Origin of the sequence: Nostoc sp. JL33 (assembly GCF_017114985.1) — a bacterium.
Lineage (GTDB): Bacteria > Cyanobacteriota > Cyanobacteriia > Cyanobacteriales > Nostocaceae > Nostoc.
The window spans coordinates 1-22,773 of the sequence record NZ_JABXKP010000054.1 but is presented as its reverse complement, the minus strand read 5'-3'; the positions used below and the strand labels follow the sequence as shown (position 1 = coordinate 22,773).

24 protein-coding genes and 1 pseudogene are annotated in these 22,773 nt (G+C 41.0%); 13 read left to right on the top strand and 12 right to left on the bottom strand.

The window, feature by feature from the left end; translation table 11 throughout:
• Positions 1-27: 27 nt before the first annotated feature.
• The 6 genes from HWQ23_RS15335 (at position 28) to HWQ23_RS15310 (ending at position 5,588) form a co-directional block, all read left to right on the top strand.
• The gene (locus HWQ23_RS15335) at positions 28-450 is read left to right on the top strand and encodes an EVE domain-containing protein (protein WP_292829625.1); all 423 of its coding nucleotides are present in this window, start codon (positions 28-30) and stop codon (positions 448-450) included.
• A 171-nt stretch (positions 451-621) separates the two neighbouring features.
• The gene (locus tag HWQ23_RS15330) at positions 622-1,257 is read left to right on the top strand and encodes a deoxynucleoside kinase (protein ID WP_292829624.1); all 636 of its coding nucleotides are present in this window, start codon (positions 622-624) and stop codon (positions 1,255-1,257) included.
• Between the two features lie 33 nt (positions 1,258-1,290).
• Positions 1,291-2,124 (top strand): viperin family antiviral radical SAM protein, encoded by an 834-nt coding sequence (locus tag HWQ23_RS15325; protein ID WP_292829623.1) that lies wholly within the window; start codon positions 1,291-1,293, stop codon positions 2,122-2,124.
• Between the two features lie 85 nt (positions 2,125-2,209).
• On the top strand, positions 2,210-3,439 hold the full coding sequence (locus HWQ23_RS15320; RefSeq protein ID WP_292829622.1) for a UvrD-helicase domain-containing protein: 1,230 nt from the start codon (positions 2,210-2,212) through the stop codon (positions 3,437-3,439).
• Between the two features lie 48 nt (positions 3,440-3,487).
• Entirely contained in the window at positions 3,488-3,619 is a 132-nt protein-coding gene (locus HWQ23_RS15315) for a hypothetical protein (protein WP_292829621.1), read from the top strand.
• A gap of 67 nt (positions 3,620-3,686) precedes the next feature.
• The gene (locus HWQ23_RS15310; RefSeq protein ID WP_292829620.1) at positions 3,687-5,588 is read left to right on the top strand and encodes a 3'-5' exonuclease; all 1,902 of its coding nucleotides are present in this window, start codon (positions 3,687-3,689) and stop codon (positions 5,586-5,588) included.
• 127 nt (positions 5,589-5,715) lie between these two features.
• On the opposite strand, the gene HWQ23_RS15305 is transcribed toward HWQ23_RS15310, so the two are convergent.
• From HWQ23_RS15305 to HWQ23_RS15295, 3 genes are all read right to left on the bottom strand, one after another.
• Positions 5,716-6,267: a hypothetical protein gene (locus tag HWQ23_RS15305; protein ID WP_292829721.1), complete on the bottom strand. Its 552-nt coding sequence runs from the start codon at positions 6,265-6,267 to the stop codon at positions 5,716-5,718.
• Between the two features lie 349 nt (positions 6,268-6,616).
• On the bottom strand, positions 6,617-6,895 hold the full coding sequence (locus tag HWQ23_RS15300; protein WP_292829619.1) for a DUF2934 domain-containing protein: 279 nt from the start codon (positions 6,893-6,895) through the stop codon (positions 6,617-6,619).
• Between the two features lie 241 nt (positions 6,896-7,136).
• Positions 7,137-7,775 (bottom strand): MarC family protein, encoded by a 639-nt coding sequence (locus tag HWQ23_RS15295; protein WP_292829618.1) that lies wholly within the window; start codon positions 7,773-7,775, stop codon positions 7,137-7,139.
• Between the two features lie 111 nt (positions 7,776-7,886).
• Here HWQ23_RS15295 and HWQ23_RS15290 point away from each other — a divergent pair, with 111 nt between their 5' ends.
• Positions 7,887-8,036, top strand: a complete 150-nt coding sequence (locus tag HWQ23_RS15290; RefSeq protein ID WP_292829617.1) for a hypothetical protein — start codon at positions 7,887-7,889, stop codon at positions 8,034-8,036.
• 176 nt (positions 8,037-8,212) lie between these two features.
• On the opposite strand, the gene HWQ23_RS15285 is transcribed toward HWQ23_RS15290, so the two are convergent.
• The 4 genes from HWQ23_RS15285 to HWQ23_RS15270 all read right to left on the bottom strand — a co-directional run bounded on the left by HWQ23_RS15285 (position 8,213) and on the right by HWQ23_RS15270 (position 11,450).
• The gene (locus HWQ23_RS15285) at positions 8,213-8,599 is read right to left on the bottom strand and encodes a TRADD-N-associated membrane domain-containing protein (protein WP_292829616.1); all 387 of its coding nucleotides are present in this window, start codon (positions 8,597-8,599) and stop codon (positions 8,213-8,215) included.
• A gap of 60 nt (positions 8,600-8,659) precedes the next feature.
• Positions 8,660-10,357 carry a WD40 repeat domain-containing protein gene (locus HWQ23_RS15280; protein WP_292829615.1) on the bottom strand — a complete coding sequence of 566 codons (1,698 nt, stop codon included), beginning with the start codon at positions 10,355-10,357 and terminating at the stop codon, positions 8,660-8,662.
• A 4-nt stretch (positions 10,358-10,361) separates the two neighbouring features.
• A complete protein-coding gene (locus HWQ23_RS15275) occupies positions 10,362-10,715 on the bottom strand; it encodes a PadR family transcriptional regulator (RefSeq protein ID WP_292829614.1) in 354 nt (117 codons plus the stop codon).
• A 168-nt stretch (positions 10,716-10,883) separates the two neighbouring features.
• Positions 10,884-11,450, bottom strand: coding sequence for a GIY-YIG nuclease family protein (locus HWQ23_RS15270; RefSeq protein WP_292829719.1), 567 nt, complete (start codon positions 11,448-11,450; stop codon positions 10,884-10,886).
• Positions 11,451-11,686: 236 nt separating this feature from the next.
• On the opposite strand from HWQ23_RS15270, the gene HWQ23_RS15265 reads away from it, so the two are divergent.
• From HWQ23_RS15265 to HWQ23_RS15250, 4 genes are all read left to right on the top strand, one after another.
• Positions 11,687-12,325, top strand: coding sequence for an AAA family ATPase (locus HWQ23_RS15265; protein WP_292829613.1), 639 nt, complete (start codon positions 11,687-11,689; stop codon positions 12,323-12,325).
• Positions 12,322-12,618, top strand: a complete 297-nt coding sequence (locus tag HWQ23_RS15260) for a hypothetical protein (protein ID WP_292829612.1) — start codon at positions 12,322-12,324, stop codon at positions 12,616-12,618. The genes HWQ23_RS15265 and HWQ23_RS15260 overlap by 4 nt, the downstream gene beginning before the upstream one ends.
• Before the next feature lie 84 nt (positions 12,619-12,702).
• Positions 12,703-13,080 (top strand): hypothetical protein, encoded by a 378-nt coding sequence (locus HWQ23_RS15255; RefSeq protein WP_292829611.1) that lies wholly within the window; start codon positions 12,703-12,705, stop codon positions 13,078-13,080.
• 368 nt (positions 13,081-13,448) lie between these two features.
• Positions 13,449-16,418: a beta strand repeat-containing protein gene (locus tag HWQ23_RS15250; protein ID WP_292829610.1), complete on the top strand. Its 2,970-nt coding sequence runs from the start codon at positions 13,449-13,451 to the stop codon at positions 16,416-16,418.
• 111 nt (positions 16,419-16,529) lie between these two features.
• Here HWQ23_RS15250 and HWQ23_RS15245 read toward each other — a convergent pair whose 3' ends face one another.
• The 4 genes from HWQ23_RS15245 to HWQ23_RS15230 all read right to left on the bottom strand — a co-directional run bounded on the left by HWQ23_RS15245 (position 16,530) and on the right by HWQ23_RS15230 (position 19,883).
• A complete protein-coding gene (locus tag HWQ23_RS15245) occupies positions 16,530-16,826 on the bottom strand; it encodes a hypothetical protein (protein WP_292829609.1) in 297 nt (98 codons plus the stop codon).
• Between the two features lie 2 nt (positions 16,827-16,828).
• The gene (locus HWQ23_RS15240; protein WP_292829608.1) at positions 16,829-17,326 is read right to left on the bottom strand and encodes a hypothetical protein; all 498 of its coding nucleotides are present in this window, start codon (positions 17,324-17,326) and stop codon (positions 16,829-16,831) included.
• Between the two features lie 264 nt (positions 17,327-17,590).
• Positions 17,591-18,283, bottom strand: a complete 693-nt coding sequence (locus HWQ23_RS15235; RefSeq protein ID WP_292829607.1) for a helix-turn-helix domain-containing protein — start codon at positions 18,281-18,283, stop codon at positions 17,591-17,593.
• 1,351 nt (positions 18,284-19,634) lie between these two features.
• Entirely contained in the window at positions 19,635-19,883 is a 249-nt protein-coding gene (locus HWQ23_RS15230; protein ID WP_292829606.1) for a ribbon-helix-helix domain-containing protein, read from the bottom strand.
• 205 nt (positions 19,884-20,088) lie between these two features.
• Between HWQ23_RS15230 and HWQ23_RS15225 the strand changes: the two genes are divergently transcribed.
• Both HWQ23_RS15225 and HWQ23_RS15220 read left to right on the top strand, forming a co-directional pair.
• Positions 20,089-20,772 (top strand): hypothetical protein, encoded by a 684-nt coding sequence (locus HWQ23_RS15225; protein ID WP_292829605.1) that lies wholly within the window; start codon positions 20,089-20,091, stop codon positions 20,770-20,772.
• Positions 20,753-21,925 carry a hypothetical protein gene (locus tag HWQ23_RS15220; RefSeq protein WP_292829604.1) on the top strand — a complete coding sequence of 391 codons (1,173 nt, stop codon included), beginning with the start codon at positions 20,753-20,755 and terminating at the stop codon, positions 21,923-21,925. The genes HWQ23_RS15225 and HWQ23_RS15220 overlap by 20 nt, the downstream gene beginning before the upstream one ends.
• Positions 21,926-21,934: 9 nt before the next feature.
• Here the strand turns inward: HWQ23_RS15220 and HWQ23_RS15215 are convergent.
• Positions 21,935-22,773, bottom strand: a pseudogene (locus HWQ23_RS15215) (hypothetical protein); the annotation flags it as partial.

Sequence of the window (22,773 nt, the reverse complement as noted above, 5' to 3'; positions counted from 1 at the left end):
GTCTCGCAGAGAGGAAATCTACCAACAATGACCTACTGGCTATTTCAAGGCAACCCCAAGTATTACCGCATCATAGACGGCATCCGCGACTTTGAGCAGATGCCCTGGCTGACAACGCGCTACGCCAAAGACATGGCTCCTGGTGATGGAGTGCTGATTTGGAAATCTGGAGATAAGGCGGGGATATATGCGATCGCAGAGATTATTGAGCCGCCCAAGATTATCACTAACCCCCCTGACATTGGCTACTGGATTGATACCAGCCGTATTGGTGCTAAACCTTGCGCCAAAATTCGCTTTACCAGCAAATTGTTAGATAAGCCACTGCTAAGGGAAGACTTAAAACAAGACCCTGTGCTAAAAACTCTGATGGTAATTCGACAGCCAAACACTACAAACTACAAGGTTACACAACAGGAATGGCAACGTGTACATGAATTGAGAGGATAGCAACGCTTCCCAATTCTTAGAGGAAACCCCAAGCGATGGGCTACGCCCCAACCAATTATTCAAAAAAAACCACCTCCAACAAGGTAAAGATTAATGGCATAGATTATGGATAAAAGTCTTAAATCACATCACACAATTATGAATTTGTACAGTACATAAGTCATATCATCTATGAAGCAGTTTCCTTTTTTGGTATTTGAAGGATTAGATGGGGCTGGGAAAACTACTTTGGCAGAGCTATTTGCCAAGCAACAAAATTTTTCTTATTACAGCAGCATACCGCCTGAGTTAATTTCTTTACGAGAGCAAATAGCTGCGACTCATTCCCCAATCACCACGTTTCATTTTTATACTTTGTGCAACCTTATGCGTAGCCATGAGTATGGATTAAAGTTGAACTATTCAGGGGTTGTGGCTGACAGATATGTGTTTTCTACTCTTGCTTACCATAGCCTGTTGATGAAACAAGACTTGTCTTTGCATTTACCTATATTGCAATCAGAACAAAAATTTTTGTTACCTGACGTTATTGTTTATGTGACGGCCTCTCAGCCTGTAATTTGCCAGCGTCTTGCCAAGCGAAGTCAGGAAGTTCCTATGCAATGGTATGGGGATAAAGTTTCTATTGAATACAATCTTATTGAATCATATAAGCGTATATTTTCCCTAGTTGATATACCAGTTTTAGAGATTGATACGACTAATTCTGACCCTGAGCAAGCTTATTCTACTTTGTGCTATGAACTGCACAGAATTGGTCAAAATATACCCATCATTCAGTCTACAGATTTTGCATTAAATAGCTAACTTCAACTTTTCAATTTACCAAGAAATATTATCATGCGACCAATATCTGTAAATTTCCATTTGTGGAAACCATGCAATTATCATTGCCGATTTTGCTTTGCTACCTTTCGTGATGTCCAAGGATATTTAAGTTTCAGTGATGCTAAACGTCTTCTTTTCTTATTGCGTGAGGCGGGGACGGAAAAAATTAACTTTGCTGGAGGAGAACCAACACTGCACCCTTACATTGGTGAACTTATAGCTGAGTCGCGTCGTTTGGGATTTGTAACAAGCATTGTGACCAATGGTGCGCGAATGGCTGAATTACTAGAAAAGCACGCTGGTGATATTGATTGGGTCGCATTGTCGGTAGATTCTGCTTCGGAAATGGTTCAAAAACAGTTGGGACGGGGGAATGGGGATCATGTAGTACGCTCAATTACTTTGTTTGATCAGCTACATCGATGTGGCATTCATGTCAAACTTAATACAGTAGTCACCCGTCTTAACTTCCAAGAAGATATGTCAACCTTTGTAAGGCGGGTGCGTCCAGAAAGGTGGAAGGTCTTTCAAGTGCTGCCAGTGGAAGGTCAAAATGATGGTAGCGTTGAGGATCTGCTAATCTCGCCACAGCAGTTTCAAGAATTTGTCGAACGACACCAAAGCCTTTCAGATGAGGGAATCAGATTTCTCGCAGAGACAAACAACTTGATGAAAGATTCCTATGTAATGGTCAATCCACAAGGGCAGTTTTACAACAACACTACAAGAGGGCGTTATTTGTATAGTTCACCAATTTTGGAAGTGGGTGTAAATGTTGCCCTAGCTCAAGTCGGTTGGAATGTAGAAACTTTTTTGGATCGTGGAGGTATTTACTCTTGGAAATAGTTGCACCGCCAATTGCAGACGAAGATTAGCGCACTTCCTCATTACTGACAACAGGGATACCCAAAAAAGTCAAGGAGTAAAAATCATGGGACAATGGATTGATTTTCAACAAACCGTTAATCAAAGGTTACTCAGAGAAGATTTAGACCAAGAACAAACTAAAGTCAGAAACATGAATACCAAAGGACACGCTCTTGTTCGAGGTATTGCTGGCTCTGGTAAGTCTTTAGTTTTAAGAAATAGAGTTGAAAAAATAATTAATGAATTTGATAATATTTTAATCCTCAGCTATAACCGTTTTATGAGTGGATGGCTCAAATCAAAGCTAAGAGAGAAAGGTATTAGCAACGAAGTAACTTGCAATACCTTTCACAGTTGGGCTTATCGTAATTTAAATTATGATTACAAATTTGATAATAATTATGAATTAAGAGCGCAAATTATAGATTTTGCTAAAAATTCAGACTTAAAATATCAAGCTATTTTAGTAGATGAAGCACAAGATTTCTATGATGAGTGGTTTATTGCTTTACTAGAAATTTTAGATGATAATACAAAATCTTTATTTTTTGTCTACGATAATACTCAATCAGTATATGGACAATCTCACAGAAGAAAACAAGATTGGACATGGCGAAAACTGGGAATTGATGTTGTGGGGCGTTCTCAAATATTTGATGTTAACTATAGAAACTCCCCTGAAATTCTAGAATTGGCTTGGGAATTTATACTTGGAGCATTATCAGAAGTCAATATGAAAGTTTCTAAAAAAGAACAAGCTGGAGGTAGAATAGGCGACATTATTCAACCCAAAAAGAAAAACTCTAGAAGTTCAAATATTAAACCAGCTTTATTGCAAATTTCTGATGAAGCGATACCAGTTAAAATTGCAGAGCAAGTCAAACTTGCCTTATCAAGTCATAAAGAATCTTCAATTGGTGTTTTAGTGCATCCACAGAATTGGAAACTAAAGAATGCAATTAGCGCAGAATTATCAAAGCTAAATATTGAACATCATGCCCCCAAAAGTTCTACAGACAGAGATATGAATGTGGTGGATAGACCTTTTGTAATTGTTGACTCTTGGAATGCCTTAAAAGGTGTTGAATTTGATGCGGTTATCATTGCTGGACTAGATAAAGCTGATGAATACCCAGATGATCTAGATAAGGATTTTCAAGAAAAAGCAGGAATTTACACAGCCATGACTAGAGCAAGAGATCACTTAGTTATGCTGTACGATTCCAAGAATTCAATTGTTGACATTATGGAAAATGCTCTAAATGCTCCTGAACAGTTGGAGAGTGAGGACTAAAAAAGTCATCTTGCTATTTGTAGCGATCGCCCTCCCCATTCTTAGAGGATGTTTGAAAAGTCTAATTTATTACTAGCCGGGCGACTAGAAGTCGCGGCTACACGAGACTTTACCCACCTCCGTGGGTTAAAAACCTTGATTTTTCATGCTTTCCACGGAGGTGGACGAGAGTTTCTGTAGTAGCGAATTATATTCGCCCAATACTTTTCAAACAACCTCTTAGAGGAAACCTCAAATTACACTTCCTATGGCCACACTAATTACCTCATTCAATAGTTGCTCAAAGCGGATGACCCCTGGCGAAACGAGGTTAGCCCAGCGATTGGAGAAAAAATTAGAAGATGATTATTTACTTTGGTATGACGTGCCAGTAGGTAGAAACCAACTGCACCCAGATTTTATAGTGCTGCACCCTAGCCGGGGCTTGTTCATTCTTGAGGTGAAAGACTGGAAGTTAGAAACTATTCAAAATATTAACCCCTCCACATTCACACTGCTTACTGAAGATGGAATAAAGGAAGTTAAACACCCACTACAACAAGCCAGAGATTATGCCCTAGCAGTGAACAGGATGCTAGAAAAAGACCCCGCCTTGGTGCAGCAAGAAGGTAAATATCAAGGTAAGCTGGTCATTCCCTACGGTTATGGGGTCGTATTCACCAACATCACCCGCAAAGCATTCAATGAAAGTGAACTACCCGCAGTATTTGAGGAACACTTAGTTATCTGCAAAGATGAAATGCTCCCAAAAACAGATGCAGGGGAATTTCAACAACGAATTTGGGATTTATCGGCATATCAATTTGGCAAGACCCTCACCAGCAGCCAAATAGACAGAATCCGTTGGCACATCTTCCCAGATTTACACATTACTCCCAAACAGTTATCTTTGCTTGAGTTAGAAACCGACACTGAAGAATCACCGCAGCTGCAAATCCCCGACATTCTCAAAATTATGGACTTGCAACAGGAACAGTTGGCACGGAGTCTAGGTGATGGACATCGGGTAATTCATGGTGTGGCTGGTTCAGGAAAAACCATGATTTTAGCCTACCGTTGTCAACACCTTGCACAAGTTGGAAACAAACCAATTTTGGTGCTATGTTTCAACGTTTCCCTAGCTGCCAAGCTCCGGCAAACTATCCAAGATAAAAACAAAGTCAGTCGCATCAAGGTACGACATTTTCATGGGTGGTGCATGGATTTACTCAAAAAGTATGACATCCCCAGACCCGACTCTAGAGAGTATCAAGGTGAAGCTTATATAGAAGAACTGGTTCAAAGAGTAATTACAGCTGTCGATGCCCAGTTAATACCTACTGGCACGTATGGCGCTGTCATGCTGGATGAGGGACACGACTTTAAACCAGAGTGGTTAAAGTTAATTGCCCAGATGGTCAACCCCGAAACCAATTCTTCTTTGCTTATCCTCTATGATGATGCCCAAAACCTTTACGGAGGAGAACGTAGTCAAAAATTTAGCTTTAAGAGTGTAGGCATTCAAGCACAGGGACGCACCACTATTTTTAAACTCAACTATCGCAACACAGAGCAGGTGTTAGGGGTAGCCTATGAATTTGCTGCATATGTGATGACCCCTACCACCGGGGATGATGACCAAGTAGTATTGTTAGAACCCGCTAGTGCAGGACGACAGGGAGCAATACCAGATTTAATTAAACTCCCCACTTTTCAGCATGAGGTAAATTACCTAGCCGATAGAGTGCAACAATTACACGAGCGAGATATCCCCTGGAACGAAATAGCAATTATTTACCGCTCCAATTTTATGGGCGATGCCTGTGGCGGGCTACGCCTACGCATCTACAACGACTTCCAACAAGCCCAAATACCAATAGAGTGCGTAAACGGCAGCAGTGACAGCCGCAACTATCACCCAGCCGAGTTAAGCATCAAACTCATAACCATGCACTCCAGCAAAGGGCTAGAGTTCCCAGTGGTGCTTATTCCTGGTATTGGTTATATGCCTGACCAGTACGGACACGGCACAGCAGAAGAAGAAGCGCGGCTATTGTATGTTGCAATGACACGGGGAATTGACCAGTTGATCATGACCTGCGATCGCCCTTCAGAATTTACCACTCGTTTAGAAACAGCATTAGGTAAAGTAGCGGCCAAAGTAATTTGATTGGTAGTTGCTCCGGCGTAGCCCCCAATCAAGAGAGGAAACTAAGCGATCGCCCTCACTCGATTCTTAGAGGATAAGTTAAGGATGCGTAGTTTACCAATCGCGCTCAAGCCTAAAAATAAGCAATTTAACCAAGATAAGGATATTGTGGTGGTTTGATTTTCACTAATTCTGTCCAGTATCGTATAGCATTATGTTTGGTGGTTTCTGTGTCACGCGATTTGTGAACTCTGGCTATCTCCATTAGAAAATATGTAAGTTTAATAGCAGCGATTAGGTTAATCCATCCCACCGCTTTAAAATGTTGTAAAAATAAGTGAAGCAAAATTTTTAATTTTTGTTTATGACGAAAATACATCCACCATTTCATTTGATGTATGGCGATGCTGGTTTGATAATCTAATATAGTTTCTACTTGGGTTAATTTATCTTTAACTTGATGATAAAACTGTATTTCTTTGTCAAAATCACCTGCTTTTTGGGCTAAAACAGCATCATCAGATAATTGATAAGCCTGACTAATTAAGTTACCCGCCGTTTCTGCCTGCTGTTGAGTATAACCAAGTTTCATATATATGGTAGCTGCTGCTGATGCCAATTCTGCAAACTTCAGAGCATCATGTAACCAATATATTTCTGCTTGTAGTTCTCCTAGTGTGGCTGCTAAACTCTCATTCATGTTCAATCTAACTTTTCCTCTAGGGATTGACCATAGCAGTATTTTAGGTGTTAAGGGTTTCCTCTAAGAAACTGAAAACGAGCAATCGCTATTTCGTCCCAATTGTTTGCGTAGCGTTTTCTGTAGATGGGCATTGCCGATGATACTCCCCAAAGCTGTTGGGTAGTCTTATCAACTCTACCAATTTTTGAGAGCAGCGATAACAACTAAAGCGTAGCTTGCCGTCGTAGACATCACTGATCATTCAAGCGAGGATGCATAGCGATCGCCCGCCATGTACCACAAATTTTTTTTGCAATAGGTCTAATTGTTAACAGTTAATTTCAGAGCTTAATTTACAAAAGTAAAGTTAAATTTTAAAATCTATCAACTCCTTTACAGCCTGAAGCCAATGTTCTACAGACTTGCCATTTGGATAGCCCATTTGTTGCCAAATTTCATAAGCTTTTAAACGGATTTTATTTTCATCTGGGCGGTTACTGATAAAATGTTCACAATAATTAGTAATAAAATTATAGGGAGCTTCTCCAAAAAAATCTTGACGACCCAGAATTTCATCTGTAAAACGGGAACAATTTTGTTTTATCGGGCAATTTTGTCCTGGACACATCGTCATATCGTAAGACATATATATTTTTCCTCTCGAAAGGAACTTATTTAAAAGTTAAAACAGCATGATTCAAGCTTTCGCGTTGAGCGGATCATAGAGAGGAAACTTTATATATGGGTTATTCATTAGACCTCTTGCACGAATCAAGAAAACAGAGCAACTTCATAATTGAAAATTCCAGCAATTAAGTTGCAACGCTATCTGTTTTTTATAACATTTATTCAACTCCATAAATTCTGAACTTTTTAGAAGTTAAAGATTATTTAACTTGAGTATGGAACGCCTCTTTCAACAAGGAAATAGAGCCATCGGCAATAAACCGTACACCAATTGCTAGGATGAAAAAACCAAAAACTCGATTTAAGGCTCCCACACCATTTTTTCCTAACTTACTAATAAGTGGTTCTCCTAATGACAGGCACAGATAAAGGCTTATACCTATTAAAACAATTCCCACTAAAGACTCAAGATAATCTACCCAATCTTTAAAGCTAATCGATAAACTCGTTACTACCCCAATTGCTCCAGGGCCACTGATTAATGGTACTGCCATTGGTGTAAAAGAAATATCTTCTTTATCTAGAGCCTCATCATTTTCTGATGGAGTTAGTCGTTGACGGGCTGTAACCATTTCCCAGGCTGTATGAGCAACAAGTAATCCCCCTGCCAGCCGTAGCACATTTAATGAGATTCCAAAAAATTCTAGAATCCACCTGCCAGCTAGTAAAAACACAGCTAAAACTAAGACTACATTTATGGCAGTTTGTATCGCCTGCCGATGGCGTCTAGATGATGTTTCCATTGCTGTTAAGCTGTAAAAAACCGGAACTGCACCTATTGGATTGGCGATTGGGAAAAGAGCCACAAAGGTGAAGAATGTATTTGGAATTAACGACATTATCAATATTTGGATATCTAGGTTTCCTAGAAGCAGAGTTTAGCAGACAGTGGGGGTGTCGTTGTACCCACTTTACTGCTTTCACAAAAAACTCCAAGAACCACCGATGCGATGCCTACGGCGGGCGGGTACGCCATCGCTCTCCCAATCAAGCGAGGAAAAGGGAAAGCGATACCTGCGGTTTTTGCTAGCCTACGCTCCTCAGAATTTACCAACCGTTTAGAGACAGCATTAGGCAAAGTAGCGGCTAAAGTAATTTGATGTGCGATCACCCCTCATTCAAGCGAGGAAAAGTTAAGGATGCGTAGCTTGCCGCCGTAGGCATCGCCCCTGATTCTTAGAGGAAAAAACAGCATCGGGAGCGTAGCTTGCCGTCGTAGACATCGCTCATCATTCTTAGAGGAAAAGAGCGATCGCACTACTCAGGCAGGAATAATTTAGTCTTCGTCCTTGACTTTTGCTGCGATTTTATCAAGACGTTCGTTAGCTTTGTCGAGGCGATCGCTAGCATCTTTAGCAAGCTGGATGAAAACCATGCTTGAGACAAGTCCCCCAGCAGTAGTTATAGTTCCCTCAGAAGCTTTCCCTGTTAATAAAAATCCAACACCCAGAAACCCTACAATGGCGCTTGCTCCTGTCATAACCAATGCAAGTATAAAACTATGACGAGCTATGTTAAATGTCTGTTGTGTTTGACGTAAGCCTTCCTCTGCAATACGAGCCATCAATACTGAATCTGAGTTGAGGGTTGTGATAGGAACAGATGCAAGGTTGTTGTTCGTCATATCATTATGGTGTGGGTTAGTAGCAAGATTAGAATCCATTTGTTGCTCTCCTACATTGGATAAAGAGTACTTGCTTGGAAGTTGGAAGAGTCAAGCAGGTTACTCATTTAAATTATTGTGAGTTACTGACTTATCTTTGCTGTCGGTGATAGAACGGCGACCGGTAACTGCCATTAAATCATCACCATAATAGAGATTTTGCAACTTTACTCGGATACTGCCGTAAAGCATATCCAGTAATGTTGTGACTGTGATGAATCTGACGTAAAATTTGGGTTTATTTGCAGCAATTAATTCATAACGTAATGCTTCTAAGTCGCCTCGCCAATCTTCTGGCAAAACACAAATTACCCACCCAGTTATGATGTAACTGTTTTGAGTATTGGAGGTGTTATTATGTCGTTTGCTTTGTCGACGCTTTGTTAGAACAAATAACACTATGACTCCAGAAAATACGAAAGCAAATGCAACTATTACACCTGTAAATACTGATTTACTAGTAGATGATTCAGGATACCAAACCTTGACAATACCATCATCACTAGTAGAGGTAATTCTTCGACCGTCAAGGCTGTAATCAACTTTGTTTACCTTCCTCTCATGTACTTTTAAACTACGTATTAATTGGCCAGTATTAACATTCCAAATGTAGATTGTTCCATCATCACAGCCAGAAGCAAGAATTTTATTATTGGGATGAAAAGCAATCGCACGAACAGGCTTATTATGTTTCAGGCTATTTAGTAATGAGCCATTCTTACTCAAGAGGATTGTGTTATCACCACTAATAGAAGCAACAATACTGTTATCATTACTTGAAATGATTTTATCGGCATTTTCATGATTATTTTTGTAATTTGTAAAGGCTAGACTATCTCGATTTTTTAAATCGCTTGCGTTATGTTCGTCGGGACTAGCACCATTCCCTTGTCCATGAGTAGCAAAGCTTATAACATCCCCATCCTTTAGAATCAGAGACTTAGTATCGATGGTTATATTGCCACCATTCCCTTGTCCACGAGTAGCAGCGCTTATAACATCTATAACATCCCCATCCTTTAGAATCAGAGACTTAGTATCGATGCTTATATCGCCACCCTTCCCTTGTCCACGAGTAGCAGCGCTTATAACATCCCCATCCTTATTATGAGAGACAAAAGAAATTTTTCCTCTACTACCTAATGAAGAAAAATTGTAAGTTTGCAGTTTCTGACCGTTTCTATTCCAGAGTCTAACTATATTATCATCGCTAGTAACGGCAATGATCTTGCTGTCAGGACTGCAATCAACGTTGCGAATCGAACCACCCACGGTTAAAGTTTTTACTAACTTGTCGTCTAACTTCCAGAGGGAGATTGTATTATCAGCACTGCTTGAAACAATGATTTGATTATCAGGACAAAAACTTACATTAGTGACTTCAGCATCATGTCCTCGGAGGACTTTTGTTCTTCTACCGTCTAGACTCCAGATTTTAATGGTTTTGTCAGCACTAGCAGAAGCAATAGTTTTTCCATCAGGACTAAAGCTGACACTAGAAATACTGTCTGAATGCCCTTTGAGAGTATTCAATTCTTTGCCAATAGCGGCATCCCAGAGTTTTACTGTACCATCACCACTTCCAGAAGCAAGGAGCTTACCGTCAGGGCTAAAGCTGACATCGTAAACTTTCGTATTATGTTCTTTGGGGTTTTGAAGTTCCTGAGCGTAAACTAATGCGATAGATAAGATAGATGCTATTGCTGTAAATGCAACCTTTGTCACTCTCACACTTTTAAACTTTAAATTTTGGCTCATGTTGTTAAGCTCCTTCTAAACCGGGAGTAGCCATTCCAGATCGCCAAGCAAGCTGTTGACGATATTCTTGTACTTCTCTGAGAGCCGTTACACCTAAAGCCGTTACTCTATAGTATTTGCGCCGCGCTCCACCTGTTTCTTCGGCTTCATCTCCCCAATGCCACAAGACTAAGCCTTTCTTCTCCAGTCGATTTAGAGCGGGGTATAAGCTCCCAAAGCCAATAGGTATTGGTCTGCCATCATTGAGTACATTCAGGATTTCCAGACCGTAAAGTTCCCTTCCCAGCAAAGCCGTGAGAATATCTTCGTCTATAGCTGAGAGCTTAACCAACTCTGATTCATTCTGTTTTTTACCCATAGTTGAGCTTCAACCTTAATTCACACTTTTTATAGTACTATAAAAACATATAAGTGTCTATGCTTTTATAAAAGGTATGCACGAGAGAAAGGTTTCCCGGTTACGTACTACGCTTTTAAATTTGGATGTTGCGATCGCCCTCCATCTCTCAAGGACAAGTGAGCCGCCCTACCCAAACGGTTGCCCCCAGCGTTCCCAGTTTTCTTTATTGAACGGACTTCGCCACTTCAAAATCAGACTCAACTCCAATTCTTGCCGAGGTTTTCTCTCAACCGGAGCATCCCACCAAAACGCCGCATTGACCGCAGTCTGAATCCCATAGCGATAATGTAAATCCTGGTAGCTGGCGATGTAATCCTTGCAGGCGTGTATACCCTTCCAGCGCTTGTTAGAGCGGCACGTCTCACCTACATACAGCACAAGAGAAGCCACAGAGTCAACGATGAAGTACAGAGACACATCACCGGGGTTGTCTGCTGGCACTCTATGAAACGACATTGGCACAAGCCGCAGCAAAAGTGGATCAATTTGGTCTGGGCCACAGCGCTTTGGTGCAATGTCGAATAATGTCGCCTGCTGCACTGGCTTGGTTTCCCTCACCCGTTGCTGATAGTCCAAAATTTGGGCTTTCCACTTCAGCAGGGCATCAGCACTCATCACCAGCGCCTCTGCTCTAGGTGCTGGTGTGAGGGTCAAATCAGGAAATAGATTTAGCTGGTTGTCTTCCAAGATCATCACTGGGAGTTACTTTCCCAGTAGATTATCACCCAGAAGTGAGCTTTAATTGATTTGCAAGAAGCGATCGCTAGCTAACGGGAAAGCCACAAGCCTGAATTTTTATCTTTTCTACCCCAATTACTTAAGTAATTAAGTTAAGTAATTAAGTAAAAAACCAACAGTATTACCATCATAGTGACATCCTTCCATTGCTGGGATTATACTTAACTCAGTTAAGTAATTGAGTTAAGTAAATGCCCATTATTTCGTTTTGCAATCAGAAGGGAGGCTGCGGAAAAACAGTGGGGGCAGTGCATCTAGCCGCTTGGCTGCATCGCAAACGCAAGAAAATCCACTTTGTCGATGCAGATCCACAAAGCAGTGGAGCAACATGGATGTCCCTGCTGTCTAGCCAAATACCTACGTCAAAAATTACTGACGCTAATGAGCTAATCGAGAGATTACCAGAGCTTGCTGAACAATTCCAGTTTGTAGTTGTGGACGGTGCGGCGAATACCAGCGAATCCACCAGAGCAATTTTGTGCTTGTCGGATGTTTCAGTAACGCCGATTCAGCCGACTGGATTGGATCTGCATTCGGCTTCAGAGGCAATAAGGCTAATCAAATCAGCGCAAAAAATAACTGGGGGAGGGCGGCCAAGAGCAGCAGTGTTTCTATCGCGTGCCACTAAGGGGACGAGGCTCAAAGAGGAGGCATTATCATTGCTCAGTCAAATTCCCGACGTTAAATTACTCAAAACTGCGATCCACAGCAAACAATCTATTGCGGATTGCTTTACTCAGGAATGCACCATTTGGGAAATGAAAAAAGCTGAAGATTCGGCTCAAGAATTTGAGCAATTGTGCAAAGAGATATTGGGATTACTGAAATGAATACTAAACGAAAAAGGCTAGACGATGATACCGCTAAGTTCATTTTTCCTGAAGACGAACCGAATAAAAAAACGACTGGCGCGGCTAAAAAGCCTGAGAAGCAATCTAATGATTTATTAGAGAAATTAACTCAGCAATCTACACCAAGAGAAAAACACATTCGCGTCAGTTTGGATCTATCCCCAGAAATGCACTCTAAACTTACTAACCTGGCTAATCGCACTGGCAGGAAAAAAGCTGAAATTCTCCGAGTCCTTTTAGAGCAAGCATTTGAGGGGATTGACCTAGAATAATAAGTTACTCAATTCCTTAACTCAATTACTTATTACTAGAGACTTGGGATTTGATTCTTTTTACTGTTAGAGTTATATAATGCGATGTTGTTTTTAGTGACTTGTGTAATCGATGAAGGCGTGTATGACAGTTCGTTTATTGTCGTAGAGGCACAATCTGAGCTAGAGATTGCCGAACACATGCTGTCCGACACATCAAGATGGGAATGGTTTCTAGACCGAGCATACCCCCATGATTGGCAGCAACATCAACAAAATTTTGCAGGTTCTTTAATGGACTGTATACGAGAAAATCCTGCCATGAATCCACAAGAATTACTGGATTTGATTAACATCACTTCTGTGGACGGGGACTCAACATGGCAATTGCGGATTCATCCAATCACCGTGCGATCGCTGCGGGAGGTAGAAACTGATCCTTGGAAACGGGAAGAGCTAAATAGAGGAAATACTGGCTGTTGAACGTTTACGCCTCAAGTACTGGTGTATTTCAGTACTTGCTCAAATTAACAACGCCATACCGTTTCAAGCTGTATTCTCTTGTTGTTAACGCGACTCGCTACCCAGATTTCTCAGCAATTAAATTAAGCATTTCATTACGTAAAGTCTTGTAAAAATAATTCACTTTTGCATAAAACTCGCCAAGGTAAGCCAGAGATAAAGTTAGCAAACTTTTGGAGTGCCAAATCAATCAAAGGGGCTTTGATAAAATAATTGGGTTAATTCAATTCAATGCAGTTGGCTGCAAAACATTGCTAGGAAGCCCATTCTACAGGATTACAACGCCGGGGGAAAAGACTAGTTACACGATGGATTTATTGGGGAGTGATATGTCAGCAATAACTCAAGATTTGCAGCGTTGGTGTAGTAGTTTGGTGGTGGGAGGTGTGTTAATTGCTTCTTTGCAAGAGCATGTCTTTGCCCAAATTACCCCAGATGGCACTTTGCCTAATAATTCTGTCGTTACATCAGATGGCAACACCCTCAATATAACTGGAGGAACCCAAGCAGGAAGTAATTTGTTTCACAGTTTTGGGGAGTTCTCTGTTCCGAATGGCGGTGTTGCTTCTTTTAATAATGCTTTAGATATTCAAAATATTATTAGTCGAGTTACGGGTGGGTTAGCTTCTAATATTGATGGATTAATTCGCGCTAACGGTACAGCCAATCTGTTTCTGATAAATCCATCGGGGATTGTTTTTGGTAAAAATGCTCAATTAAATATTGGTGGTTCTTTTGTTGCAACTACAGCTAATGCGATTCAATTTGGCAATCAAGGTTTTTGGAGCATTTCAAATCCAGAAACTTCTCCATCACTGCTAACGGTCAATCCTTCTGCTTTTTTCTTCAATCAAATTACAACTGGATCTATTCAAAACGGGTCAACAGCGCCAGCAGGATCAAAGCTATTGACCTATGATTCCGGGTTAGGAGACAATTTATATTTATTTTTTCGAGACCCATTCCCATTGTTTGGTCTAAGGGTTCCTGATGGCAGGAGTTTGTTGTTCCTGGGCGGCAATGTGAGCCTGGATGGCGGAAATTTGAATGCCTTGAGTGGTCGAGTCGAGTTGGGAGGGGTAGCAGAAGCGGGAACGGTAGGGCTAAATGTGGATGGTAAAAATCTGCATTTGAGTTTTCCCAATGGTATGGCGCAAGCAGATGTAACCCTCACTAATGGATCTCAAGTCGAGGCTAATGATATTCAAGTTCAAGCCAGGCATCTTACGCTCACTAATGGTTCAGAAATTTTGGCTACAGCCCAGGGAGCGGAACCAGGAGGAAATTTGACCGTAACCGCAACTGAATCTGTTGAACTAAGTGGAAGCTCAGAATTTGGGTTCGGTAGCAGATTATCTGCGAGTAGTAAAGATAATGGAGGAAACTTGACAATTTCTACGCGGAAGTTAATTGTCCGCGATGGAGCGGAAGTATCCACTGACAATTCTGGCAAAGGGACGGGAGGAAATTTGACTGTAGCCGCCTCTAACTCTGTAGAAGTGAGTGGAAGCTCATGGACTAAGAGCAATTTATCTGCAACCAGCGAAGGTGCTGAAGGAAACTTGACAATTGCTACTGGAAGATTGCTTGTTCGCAATGGAGCAAGTGTATTAGTTACCTCTGGTTTCGACAGCACTAATGTAGAGCCTGATTTGACTAATCGGGGGGGGAATTTGACAGTAAGTGCTTCTGACTTCGTGGAACTAAGTGGCAGTGAAACTGATAGATTTGGTTCTCCGGCTAGTTTGTATAGTTCAAATTATGGTAACGGAGCTAAAGGAAACTTGACGATAACTACCCCAAAATTGATTGTCCAAGATGGATCAAGCATAAACACTAATGTTGGTCTGGGCGCGGGAAAGGGTGGCAATATAACCGTGAACGCTTCAGACTTTGTGGAATTAATTGGTACCTCAAAAGGTAGTTACCCTTATAGTGGTAGCTTAATTTCACAAACTGGTCAGTATCTAAGCGGTTTGTCTACTGATGGTTATAGTATCGGAGATGCAGGAGATATAACGATTACCACTGGGCGTTTGCTGGTTCAAGATGGAGCAAGGGTATCAGCTTCTACTTTTGGCTTGGGGTCAGGGGGAAAGTTGACTATCAGTGCCTCAGACTCCGTACAGTTAGTCGGTACCTCAGCAGATGGTCAAACTATGAGTAGCTTATTAACTGAAAGTACCATTGCTCCAGGTTCTTTACCTGGAAGAGGAGTCGCTACTGGAAATGCAGGAAATATAGAGATTAATACAAAACGATTACAAGTCCTAGATGGAGCTCAAGTATCCGCTTCCACTTTGGGCCCAGGGAAGGGAGGAAATTTGATTGTGGCTGCTGCTGACTCTATAGAACTAATTGGTACCTCAGCAGATGGTCAAACTAGAAGTAGTTTGTTGACTCAGAGCAGTCCTCCTGTTGGAGATCCCAGATTTGGAGTCATTATCAAACCTGGAAATGGCGGACACTTGAACATTAGAAGTAGACAATTGAAAGTACAAGATAGAGCCCAAGTGAGTACAAGTAGCCTTGGTTCAGGGGATGCAGGCAACTTAGATATTGCAACTTCTTACTCTATCAGTTTGGATAACCAAGCAGTTCTCTCTGCTGAATCCGCATTTGGTAAGGGTGGGAGTATTCAGTTACAGGCGAGAGACTTACTTGTGTCACGACGCAATAGCTTGATATCTGCTGTTAGTGGTAATCTTAGCAGTAATGGTTTCGACGGCAATATAAATATCAACACTAAATTCTTAATAGCTGTTCCCGCAGAAAATAGTGATATTGTTGCAACTGGCTTCGGACGCAGCCCCGGTAGTAATATTCAAGTCAACGCACAAGGAATTTTTGGCACCCAATTTCGGCAACAATTAACTTCAGAAAGTGACATTGTTGCAACTGGACAGGTGACATTAAACACGCCCGATATCGACCCTAACAGTGGCTTGCTAGAGTTGCCAACAATACCAGTTGCCACAGAGGTAACACAAGGCTGCTATAGTGCAGGTTACGCCCAAAACCGATTTGTGATCAGTGGACGTGGCGGCTTACCCCTCAATCCCTATAACTTTCTTTCTCCTAATGCAGTTCTGGCAGATTGGGTAACTCTCAATCCCAGCACCAGAGAAGGTAAGAGTCCACCTGTTAGCATCAAACCTACTACTGCGACACCAAAACCGATTGTGGAAGCTACAGGGTGGGTGATGAATGCAAAAGGGGAGTTGGAACTTACAGCGAATGCACCCAGCACACCTCATGGTTCATGGCAGAACGCTGTATCTTGCCGTGCTGCTTCTTAGATGTTAGTGTCCGTCTGAGAATACCCAGACTATCATGGGTTTGAGGAATGCGATGCCTTCGGCGGGCGTAGCCATCGCAGTAAAGAAGGTTAGGGAAATACAGATGGTAGGTCATAGCTTAATGCTCTTAATGGTTCCTACCCATTTTTTGCGAATATCCTGATTGTAAAACTCAACTTTATCCCCAGGTTTCAATTCAGAGCGAAATAATTCGCTATCTTTAGCATTTATCAATTCACTATCTTTTCGGGGAACCATAATTGAGTCATCCGCATCCATGAATTCCTGATCGCTGAGATTTTTACTGAAATATTCATAGTAAATTCTTGAGATGCGTGGACTCAAAGCTTGATTGTAGTAATTGGTAATTTCTAGGAAAGTCTCATTAAAAACTGTTTCTTGCAACATAATTAAAGATCCCGCCAACTTTTGACACTCATAGCTATTTCCAAATTCCGACGATTACTCGCACTCAAATCTTCTTTGTTGACATTGTTACCGCCACTGCTCACCTTGGCTGCAAGTATGGTTCCCAAAACACTCGGATCGTCCTGAACCTGTTGGAATGTCGATAACCAACACAGCAATACACCCCACTGCTCAGGATTCCGCTCTGCTTTAACGACACAAGCCCGGACGAAACTAATATCCGGGTTCCGATTGAACGCATACCACTGCAAAAACTTTAAGAACTCCGGCTTAATGTCATTTGGATTTGCATCCAGAACACGCCCAGAGTGCCGATAAAGACTCGCCAAGTCTCCTAACCTATATTCAGCTAATTTAACCAGTTCTGAGCGCGGCAGAGTCGCCCCATTACGCACTTTATCCTCATACTCAATAACCCAATCTGGGCTTTTTTCTTTTTCAAGAGAAAATCCCGCGCCGCCAAGGAATTTTTTCTCCATGAAAATATTTTGCTGGCCTTGAGATTTTAATTCCTGATCCTTGGTTGATTGCTGAGTATCTGGTAATACTTGTACTTCTACTTGTAGAGCGTTTTCCTTGTTCAGCTCTTTTTCTTGTCCGGGGCCATTAAATAAATTTAATAGTTCAGTTTTTTTGTTTGTGGAATCCGGGGTCGGTTGCCCACTCTTTGCCGAAATTAATGCCGTAGTTTTTGCCGTAATCTCTGTAGACTCTAGGACGTAGGCGGGCGCTGGGCTTGAGGGCTAGGGTAAACTCCCATCGGGAGGTACTAGTACTTCCTGTTGGGGGGTACTAGTACTGCCCGATGGTTCCTTCTTGTACTGCCCGTTGGGAGTAACCAGTACTGCCCGATGGGAGTTTGTTGGTCTAGCAAGGGTTTGAGCCAGTTGAGAGAGTTGAGAGCGCAAAGAGTCGGCAATTTCGGATGGACTGATTTGTAATTGTTGGCATCGGTCAAAAAATTGATTAGTAACTTGGTGGCACTGGCGAATTACTGAGCGGAATCGTTTCATTTGATCCTGCATCTCTAAGTATTGGATGCCGCGACTCAAAAGTACGCCATAAGTACTGCTTAAAGTTTCAAACTGTTTTTTTACATTGGATGCGATCGCCCAAACATCCCAAATCTCTTTTAAAGGATCTGCAAGCAGACGATACTCCAACCGCGATGGGATACCACGTTCTTGTTCTTCGACATATCCACGCTCAACTAATGACCGCCGTGCGGTTCGTTGCTCTTTCTCACTTAAGCCAGTCTCATAGCCCCACTCTTCTTGTGTCTTGTAAATCCAACCGTCTGGATTATGCTGCTTGCCTGTCCAATACGTTAATTGACACAGGAATAAGGCTGCGTTTGGAGAACCAGTCAGTGGTATTAAATCAGGGTAGAAAGCTATGGGTGAGCCGATTCCTTCGAGTAAATCTGTAAATTTCATTTTTGTCGTCCTGTGGCCTGTAATGTTTGCCACAGGAGGATGCCAACGCTATTTCGTTTCTACAAAACCCGTGTTCCTAGAAGTAAGCATTCTTTGAGTTACGCCTCTATGACCGCACTGGGAACCAAAGTGAGCTAGAGTTAATATAAGTTTTTTGACAAAATAGTAATACTATTTTGATGTTGGACGGGTGGTTGTTTGGGCAAACTCTGGTGAGAGCGTCAGCATCCTCCTGTTTTTTTTGCTTGAAATAATTAAGGGTTTATTTCTCTGAAAATAGATTGCTCAAATTCTGGGTCTGGTTCTTGCTTGTACCATATTTTACTTATAGCCTTAGTTATAGCCTTAGTTATTGATATTAGATCGAAAAATGATTTTTGGCGAGGCAAATTAAAAAATGATATCTTGAGATTTTTGTTTTTGGGCTGTAGTTTATTCTATCTCCGGTATACCTGAGATAGAATAAAAAACCTAGAATGTGCCATTATTTGTTGTTGTACTCTTACCTAAAATATAGGCTCTGGCTATGAATTACAGGCGCTGATACCTATGTCTATCGATAAGTACATTTCACCTTGATTCTGTCAGCCATTTTTTGAAATTAATATAAAAAAACGCGGGTAAACGCGGGTAAATGAGGATAATTGCGAAGTGTACTTTTATGAATGCAAGTACACCAAAAAGGGTAGATACCCTTCAACATTTTGCCCCAGTAGGCGCTACTATTGGCTCTAATGCTAGTATCTCTGCCATGTGGTAATGTTCATTCCCGTCTCCAATGAGTCTGTATTTAGTAGTAAATTGTGACCAATGTTCTTTAATTACAACTGAGTTAGTTAGTGCGCGATAAGTAAATTCAATTTGGCTACCTTCAGATAAATCTCTCCTCTAAATACGATTGAATTCATACAAATCTTCAGGGAACTAATACTCCTCGCAATTTGGAGGTTATTACTAACTGTAACTACTGCAAAGCGGTCATTTCTGCGCTCGAATAAATTTTCTGCGCTCGAATAAATTTGCGATCGTTCTCAGAAATTCTGGTATGTAAATTTTTATTTCACCAAGATAAAGACCGGGGGCAGAAATAATACTGCTCATACTTAAATTCTGCTTCTTTTTGGGGTATGAGTAGCATTCGCGCAGAAAACTGGGTTAAGAGACATTACATGAGTAATACAAGTATTTTCAGAAGCTGAAACCCTTATTCTATCGTTGAGTAGTGACTCGATGATCAGCGCGGAAATGCTGGAGGGGATTCGCACCTCTGCAAGAGGATATGAATTTGTTGCAGTCAAAAGTATCTCTCAAGTTTGCTCAGAGAAATTGGCGGGGTAATTCATGGATTGAGTTATGTAATCGGCTTAGGGTTGGCAGACTTAGTAGATTTGGGTTTAGAGTTAGATTTTTTGAGAGTTTGGGACTTTGACTTTTTGTTTTCGAGTGTGGCTTCGGATATGGATATCTTTTCCTGAGCGGCATTAATTAATATGCTAGCAGCGAGATTGCTGACGGAGCGATGCTCGTTTTGGGCCCATTGCTCTAAAAATTGTTTGAATTGTTCGGGTAAGGTTACGGTGATTCTCCAATTAGAAGCCATTGATAAGAGGGATGTAAACTCTTTCTTGATTATGCCTCACTTATATGCAAATAGTACATAATTGCATATAAGTGAGTTTTTTAGTTACTAAGTGCTGCACTATGCAGCTTTCTATGATATATTTAAAATAGGTAAACATCAAAATAGATATTTTAAAAATATCATGATTTAAATAAAAATAGAAATAGGATTTTGGGAATAAAAAATGAGTTACAGGAGAGATGTAGAACCAGAGAATAAACAAGAATTAATCAGGCGGGATCAGGAGTTTAGAGCATCTGTAGGTAAGATGACTAAAGTAGAGCGTCAAAGCTTAAGAGATACAATTTCTGAGGTATTTAAAATAAGTAAAGAAACAGCATCAAAATGGATAAGTCCGACTGCAAATCCAGATTCTAAAGCGTTTCGGACAATGTTCACATACAATAAGAAAGCAAAAGTACCAGAATATATAAAAACTTCAGAAGAATTTAGAAAACTGCCGCGTGAGTCAAAAATAGAGAGTGTAGAGCTTCCGAGAGGAGCGAAAACAGAAGATAAAATAGATGCCGTTTTTAATGCGAAATTGAGGTTTAGTGAATCTGTAGTGAATGGAAAGGCAGAAGGTCAAGAAGTCAAAGCAGTTGTGAAAGAGGGTATAGAAAATGGTGTTGCGATTAGGGGAATCGAAAACTCAGTAACAGGAATTGATGATAAACGGTTATATCGTTATTTGTTAGAGGATAATTTATCTAATTCTCAAGCACAGATGAAATTGAAATTCCAATCTGGAGGTTCAGTTTACCTAGAGTATTATCATGATTCCCCTAACTCGTCAGGAAAATCGTTAAATTTTGAGGATTATGAGGACTCTGATTTAGTTGATATGGATGGTGATTTATATGGTTAAACCTGTGGAGAGCATAATTGTTGACTGGGCGACAGAGGCAGATGCACAGGGCTTTGCAGATAAAAAGGGAGGAGATGTGCAAGCCTCCAAAGGGAAGGTCTGTTTTACGGTTAAGCGAGGTAGTAAGAAGTTAGCGGTATTCTGGAATCCGAGTGAGGAAGGACAGAAATTCCGAAAAGAGACTTATGAATTAGCTCAGGTATTTGGGTTCTCATTGGCTATTCATCCAGATTTAACTCCTGGCACACTTGCTGAAAAGTTTTGGAAGGAGGTAATCGGTATTAATCCTCAAAAGTGTGACAGTAAAGCACCGAGAAGCCCTTACTACTATGGGAAAAAAATATTAGCGAGAGCCGAAAAATGTTCGGATGAGTACTGGAGCTATAAATATTTTCAAGAGCATGAGCCGCAGTACTTGGTAGATAGGGATATCAAATCAGCATTTTTCACATCACTGTGCCAGTTACCGACTTTATACTTGTTTGAACATAAAAATGGTAATACTACATTTGAGCCAGATGGTGGTGGTATAGATCAATTACGCCAGTGGTCGCCACATTTACCTAAATGGTTTAAGCATCGTGCTTTTGGGATGTTAGCTTCCAAAAAATATGGTACAAAATGGGGTGCTGCTTTTAACGCAGCAACATTAGCAGTGCAAAAAGTTTATGATGTGATGGAAGCAGGGCAAAAAATAACTGAGGGTTACTGTGTTCGTTGTCACACAGATTGTTTCACTCTAAAGGCTTGTACCCCAACATCAGTTTTAGAGAAATTAGAGAGTTTTTTAGCAGAGAAAGGATTTCAGCTTTCAACGAAAAAGTTGGGATATGGTCAGTTATGGGATGAAGGATTTGGATTTATAGGTTTATTAAATCCAATTGGCAGTGAGCGTGATGTAAATCATCAAATAAGGCTTAGGGGCTTGAAGTATAAGCCAGCCGCATTCACAGATGAATTGGTGAATAATTTTGGTGTACGTCTAATAACGCATGTTCTAGATGGGAGTGATAGAAAGATTTATGGGCATTGGAATGGGAAGGCATTTTTTGCGATCGTTCAGCCTGTGGTTGGTGAGTCAAGTGATAGCCATTTTTATCAGGCGCATGCAATGGAATTGGAGAAAGCGAGGAGATTAATCAGAGAATTGTAGTTACTAGCTTTATGGGTGGCAGGTGTAATTTTGAGAATCCTCAGAATAAGTCCATGTAAAGTTGTCGGGGTCTTTGCTTCGGCACCAAGAGTCAAAATCTTGTGCTGAGATATAGGCATTAGAGAAGCTTGATCGTTTTCTGCTTAAAGTAGAGGAATTAAGTCCGAATCTCTTTGCGAGTTGAGATTGATTGAGATCGGGTAGAAGTTGTGGCTTAGGTTTTTTGGTTGATTTAGATTTAGTGGCTAATTTTTCTGTTTGGAGTTTAGTTGTAGTAGACTCAGGTTTTTCAGTGGTATCAGAAGGAGCGGGCAAGGTCTGTATTTCTTTGGCGGTAGGGGGAGCAGCAGTAAAAGTAACAGTAACAGTTGTGGGAGGTTCTAAGTAGGGAATGTGGAGTCGTTGAGTAGGATCATAAATCCAGCCAAATTTTCCATTTTCTTTTTTAAGGGTATATTTGAAAAAACCTTCAGGAGAATGTTTGTACTGAGTTCTGACTTTTTCAAGGCGTTTGACAGAAATTTTGAGACGTTGAGCAAGTTCAGTTGTGCCAAGAGGGGAAGGTAGTTCTTTAATAGAGGTGGTTCCTTTGAGTGGTAGAGGTAAAGGCTTAGGCTTGGGATCTGGATTTAGAGTTAAAGATTTTGGTTTAGTTTGATTTTGGGCTGTGGTATGTGTATTAGGCTCTGGGGTAGTATGTTTTTGAGAATTTAGAGAATTTGTGAATTGTAGTTGTATAAAATTATCTTCGAGAGCAGAAATGCGGTCGGTTATTTTACCTAAGGAAGTGATCGCTGAGTTAATTAGCTCAGTGTTTTGAGTGTTTGAATTAGGGTCGGTTTCGGATA

Coding starts and splice junctions, on each gene's coding strand:
- HWQ23_RS15335 (WP_292829625.1), top strand. CDS start 28: ATGACCTACTGGCTATTTCAAGGCAACCCCAAGTATTACCGCATCATA.
- HWQ23_RS15330 (WP_292829624.1), top strand. CDS start 622: ATGAAGCAGTTTCCTTTTTTGGTATTTGAAGGATTAGATGGGGCTGGG.
- HWQ23_RS15325 (WP_292829623.1), top strand. CDS start 1,291: ATGCGACCAATATCTGTAAATTTCCATTTGTGGAAACCATGCAATTAT.
- HWQ23_RS15320 (WP_292829622.1), top strand. CDS start 2,210: ATGGGACAATGGATTGATTTTCAACAAACCGTTAATCAAAGGTTACTC.
- HWQ23_RS15315 (WP_292829621.1), top strand. CDS start 3,488: ATGTTTGAAAAGTCTAATTTATTACTAGCCGGGCGACTAGAAGTCGCG.
- HWQ23_RS15310 (WP_292829620.1), top strand. CDS start 3,687: ATGGCCACACTAATTACCTCATTCAATAGTTGCTCAAAGCGGATGACC.
- HWQ23_RS15305 (WP_292829721.1), bottom strand. CDS start 6,267: ATGAATGAGAGTTTAGCAGCCACACTAGGAGAACTACAAGCAGAAATA.
- HWQ23_RS15300 (WP_292829619.1), bottom strand. CDS start 6,895: ATGTCTTACGATATGACGATGTGTCCAGGACAAAATTGCCCGATAAAA.
- HWQ23_RS15295 (WP_292829618.1), bottom strand. CDS start 7,775: ATGTCGTTAATTCCAAATACATTCTTCACCTTTGTGGCTCTTTTCCCA.
- HWQ23_RS15290 (WP_292829617.1), top strand. CDS start 7,887: ATGCCTACGGCGGGCGGGTACGCCATCGCTCTCCCAATCAAGCGAGGA.
- HWQ23_RS15285 (WP_292829616.1), bottom strand. CDS start 8,599: ATGGATTCTAATCTTGCTACTAACCCACACCATAATGATATGACGAAC.
- HWQ23_RS15280 (WP_292829615.1), bottom strand. CDS start 10,357: ATGAGCCAAAATTTAAAGTTTAAAAGTGTGAGAGTGACAAAGGTTGCA.
- HWQ23_RS15275 (WP_292829614.1), bottom strand. CDS start 10,715: ATGGGTAAAAAACAGAATGAATCAGAGTTGGTTAAGCTCTCAGCTATA.
- HWQ23_RS15270 (WP_292829719.1), bottom strand. CDS start 11,450: ATGATCTTGGAAGACAACCAGCTAAATCTATTTCCTGATTTGACCCTC.
- HWQ23_RS15265 (WP_292829613.1), top strand. CDS start 11,687: ATGCCCATTATTTCGTTTTGCAATCAGAAGGGAGGCTGCGGAAAAACA.
- HWQ23_RS15260 (WP_292829612.1), top strand. CDS start 12,322: ATGAATACTAAACGAAAAAGGCTAGACGATGATACCGCTAAGTTCATT.
- HWQ23_RS15255 (WP_292829611.1), top strand. CDS start 12,703: ATGTTGTTTTTAGTGACTTGTGTAATCGATGAAGGCGTGTATGACAGT.
- HWQ23_RS15250 (WP_292829610.1), top strand. CDS start 13,449: ATGTCAGCAATAACTCAAGATTTGCAGCGTTGGTGTAGTAGTTTGGTG.
- HWQ23_RS15245 (WP_292829609.1), bottom strand. CDS start 16,826: ATGTTGCAAGAAACAGTTTTTAATGAGACTTTCCTAGAAATTACCAAT.
- HWQ23_RS15240 (WP_292829608.1), bottom strand. CDS start 17,326: ATGGAGAAAAAATTCCTTGGCGGCGCGGGATTTTCTCTTGAAAAAGAA.
- HWQ23_RS15235 (WP_292829607.1), bottom strand. CDS start 18,283: ATGAAATTTACAGATTTACTCGAAGGAATCGGCTCACCCATAGCTTTC.
- HWQ23_RS15230 (WP_292829606.1), bottom strand. CDS start 19,883: ATGGCTTCTAATTGGAGAATCACCGTAACCTTACCCGAACAATTCAAA.
- HWQ23_RS15225 (WP_292829605.1), top strand. CDS start 20,089: ATGAGTTACAGGAGAGATGTAGAACCAGAGAATAAACAAGAATTAATC.
- HWQ23_RS15220 (WP_292829604.1), top strand. CDS start 20,753: ATGGTGATTTATATGGTTAAACCTGTGGAGAGCATAATTGTTGACTGG.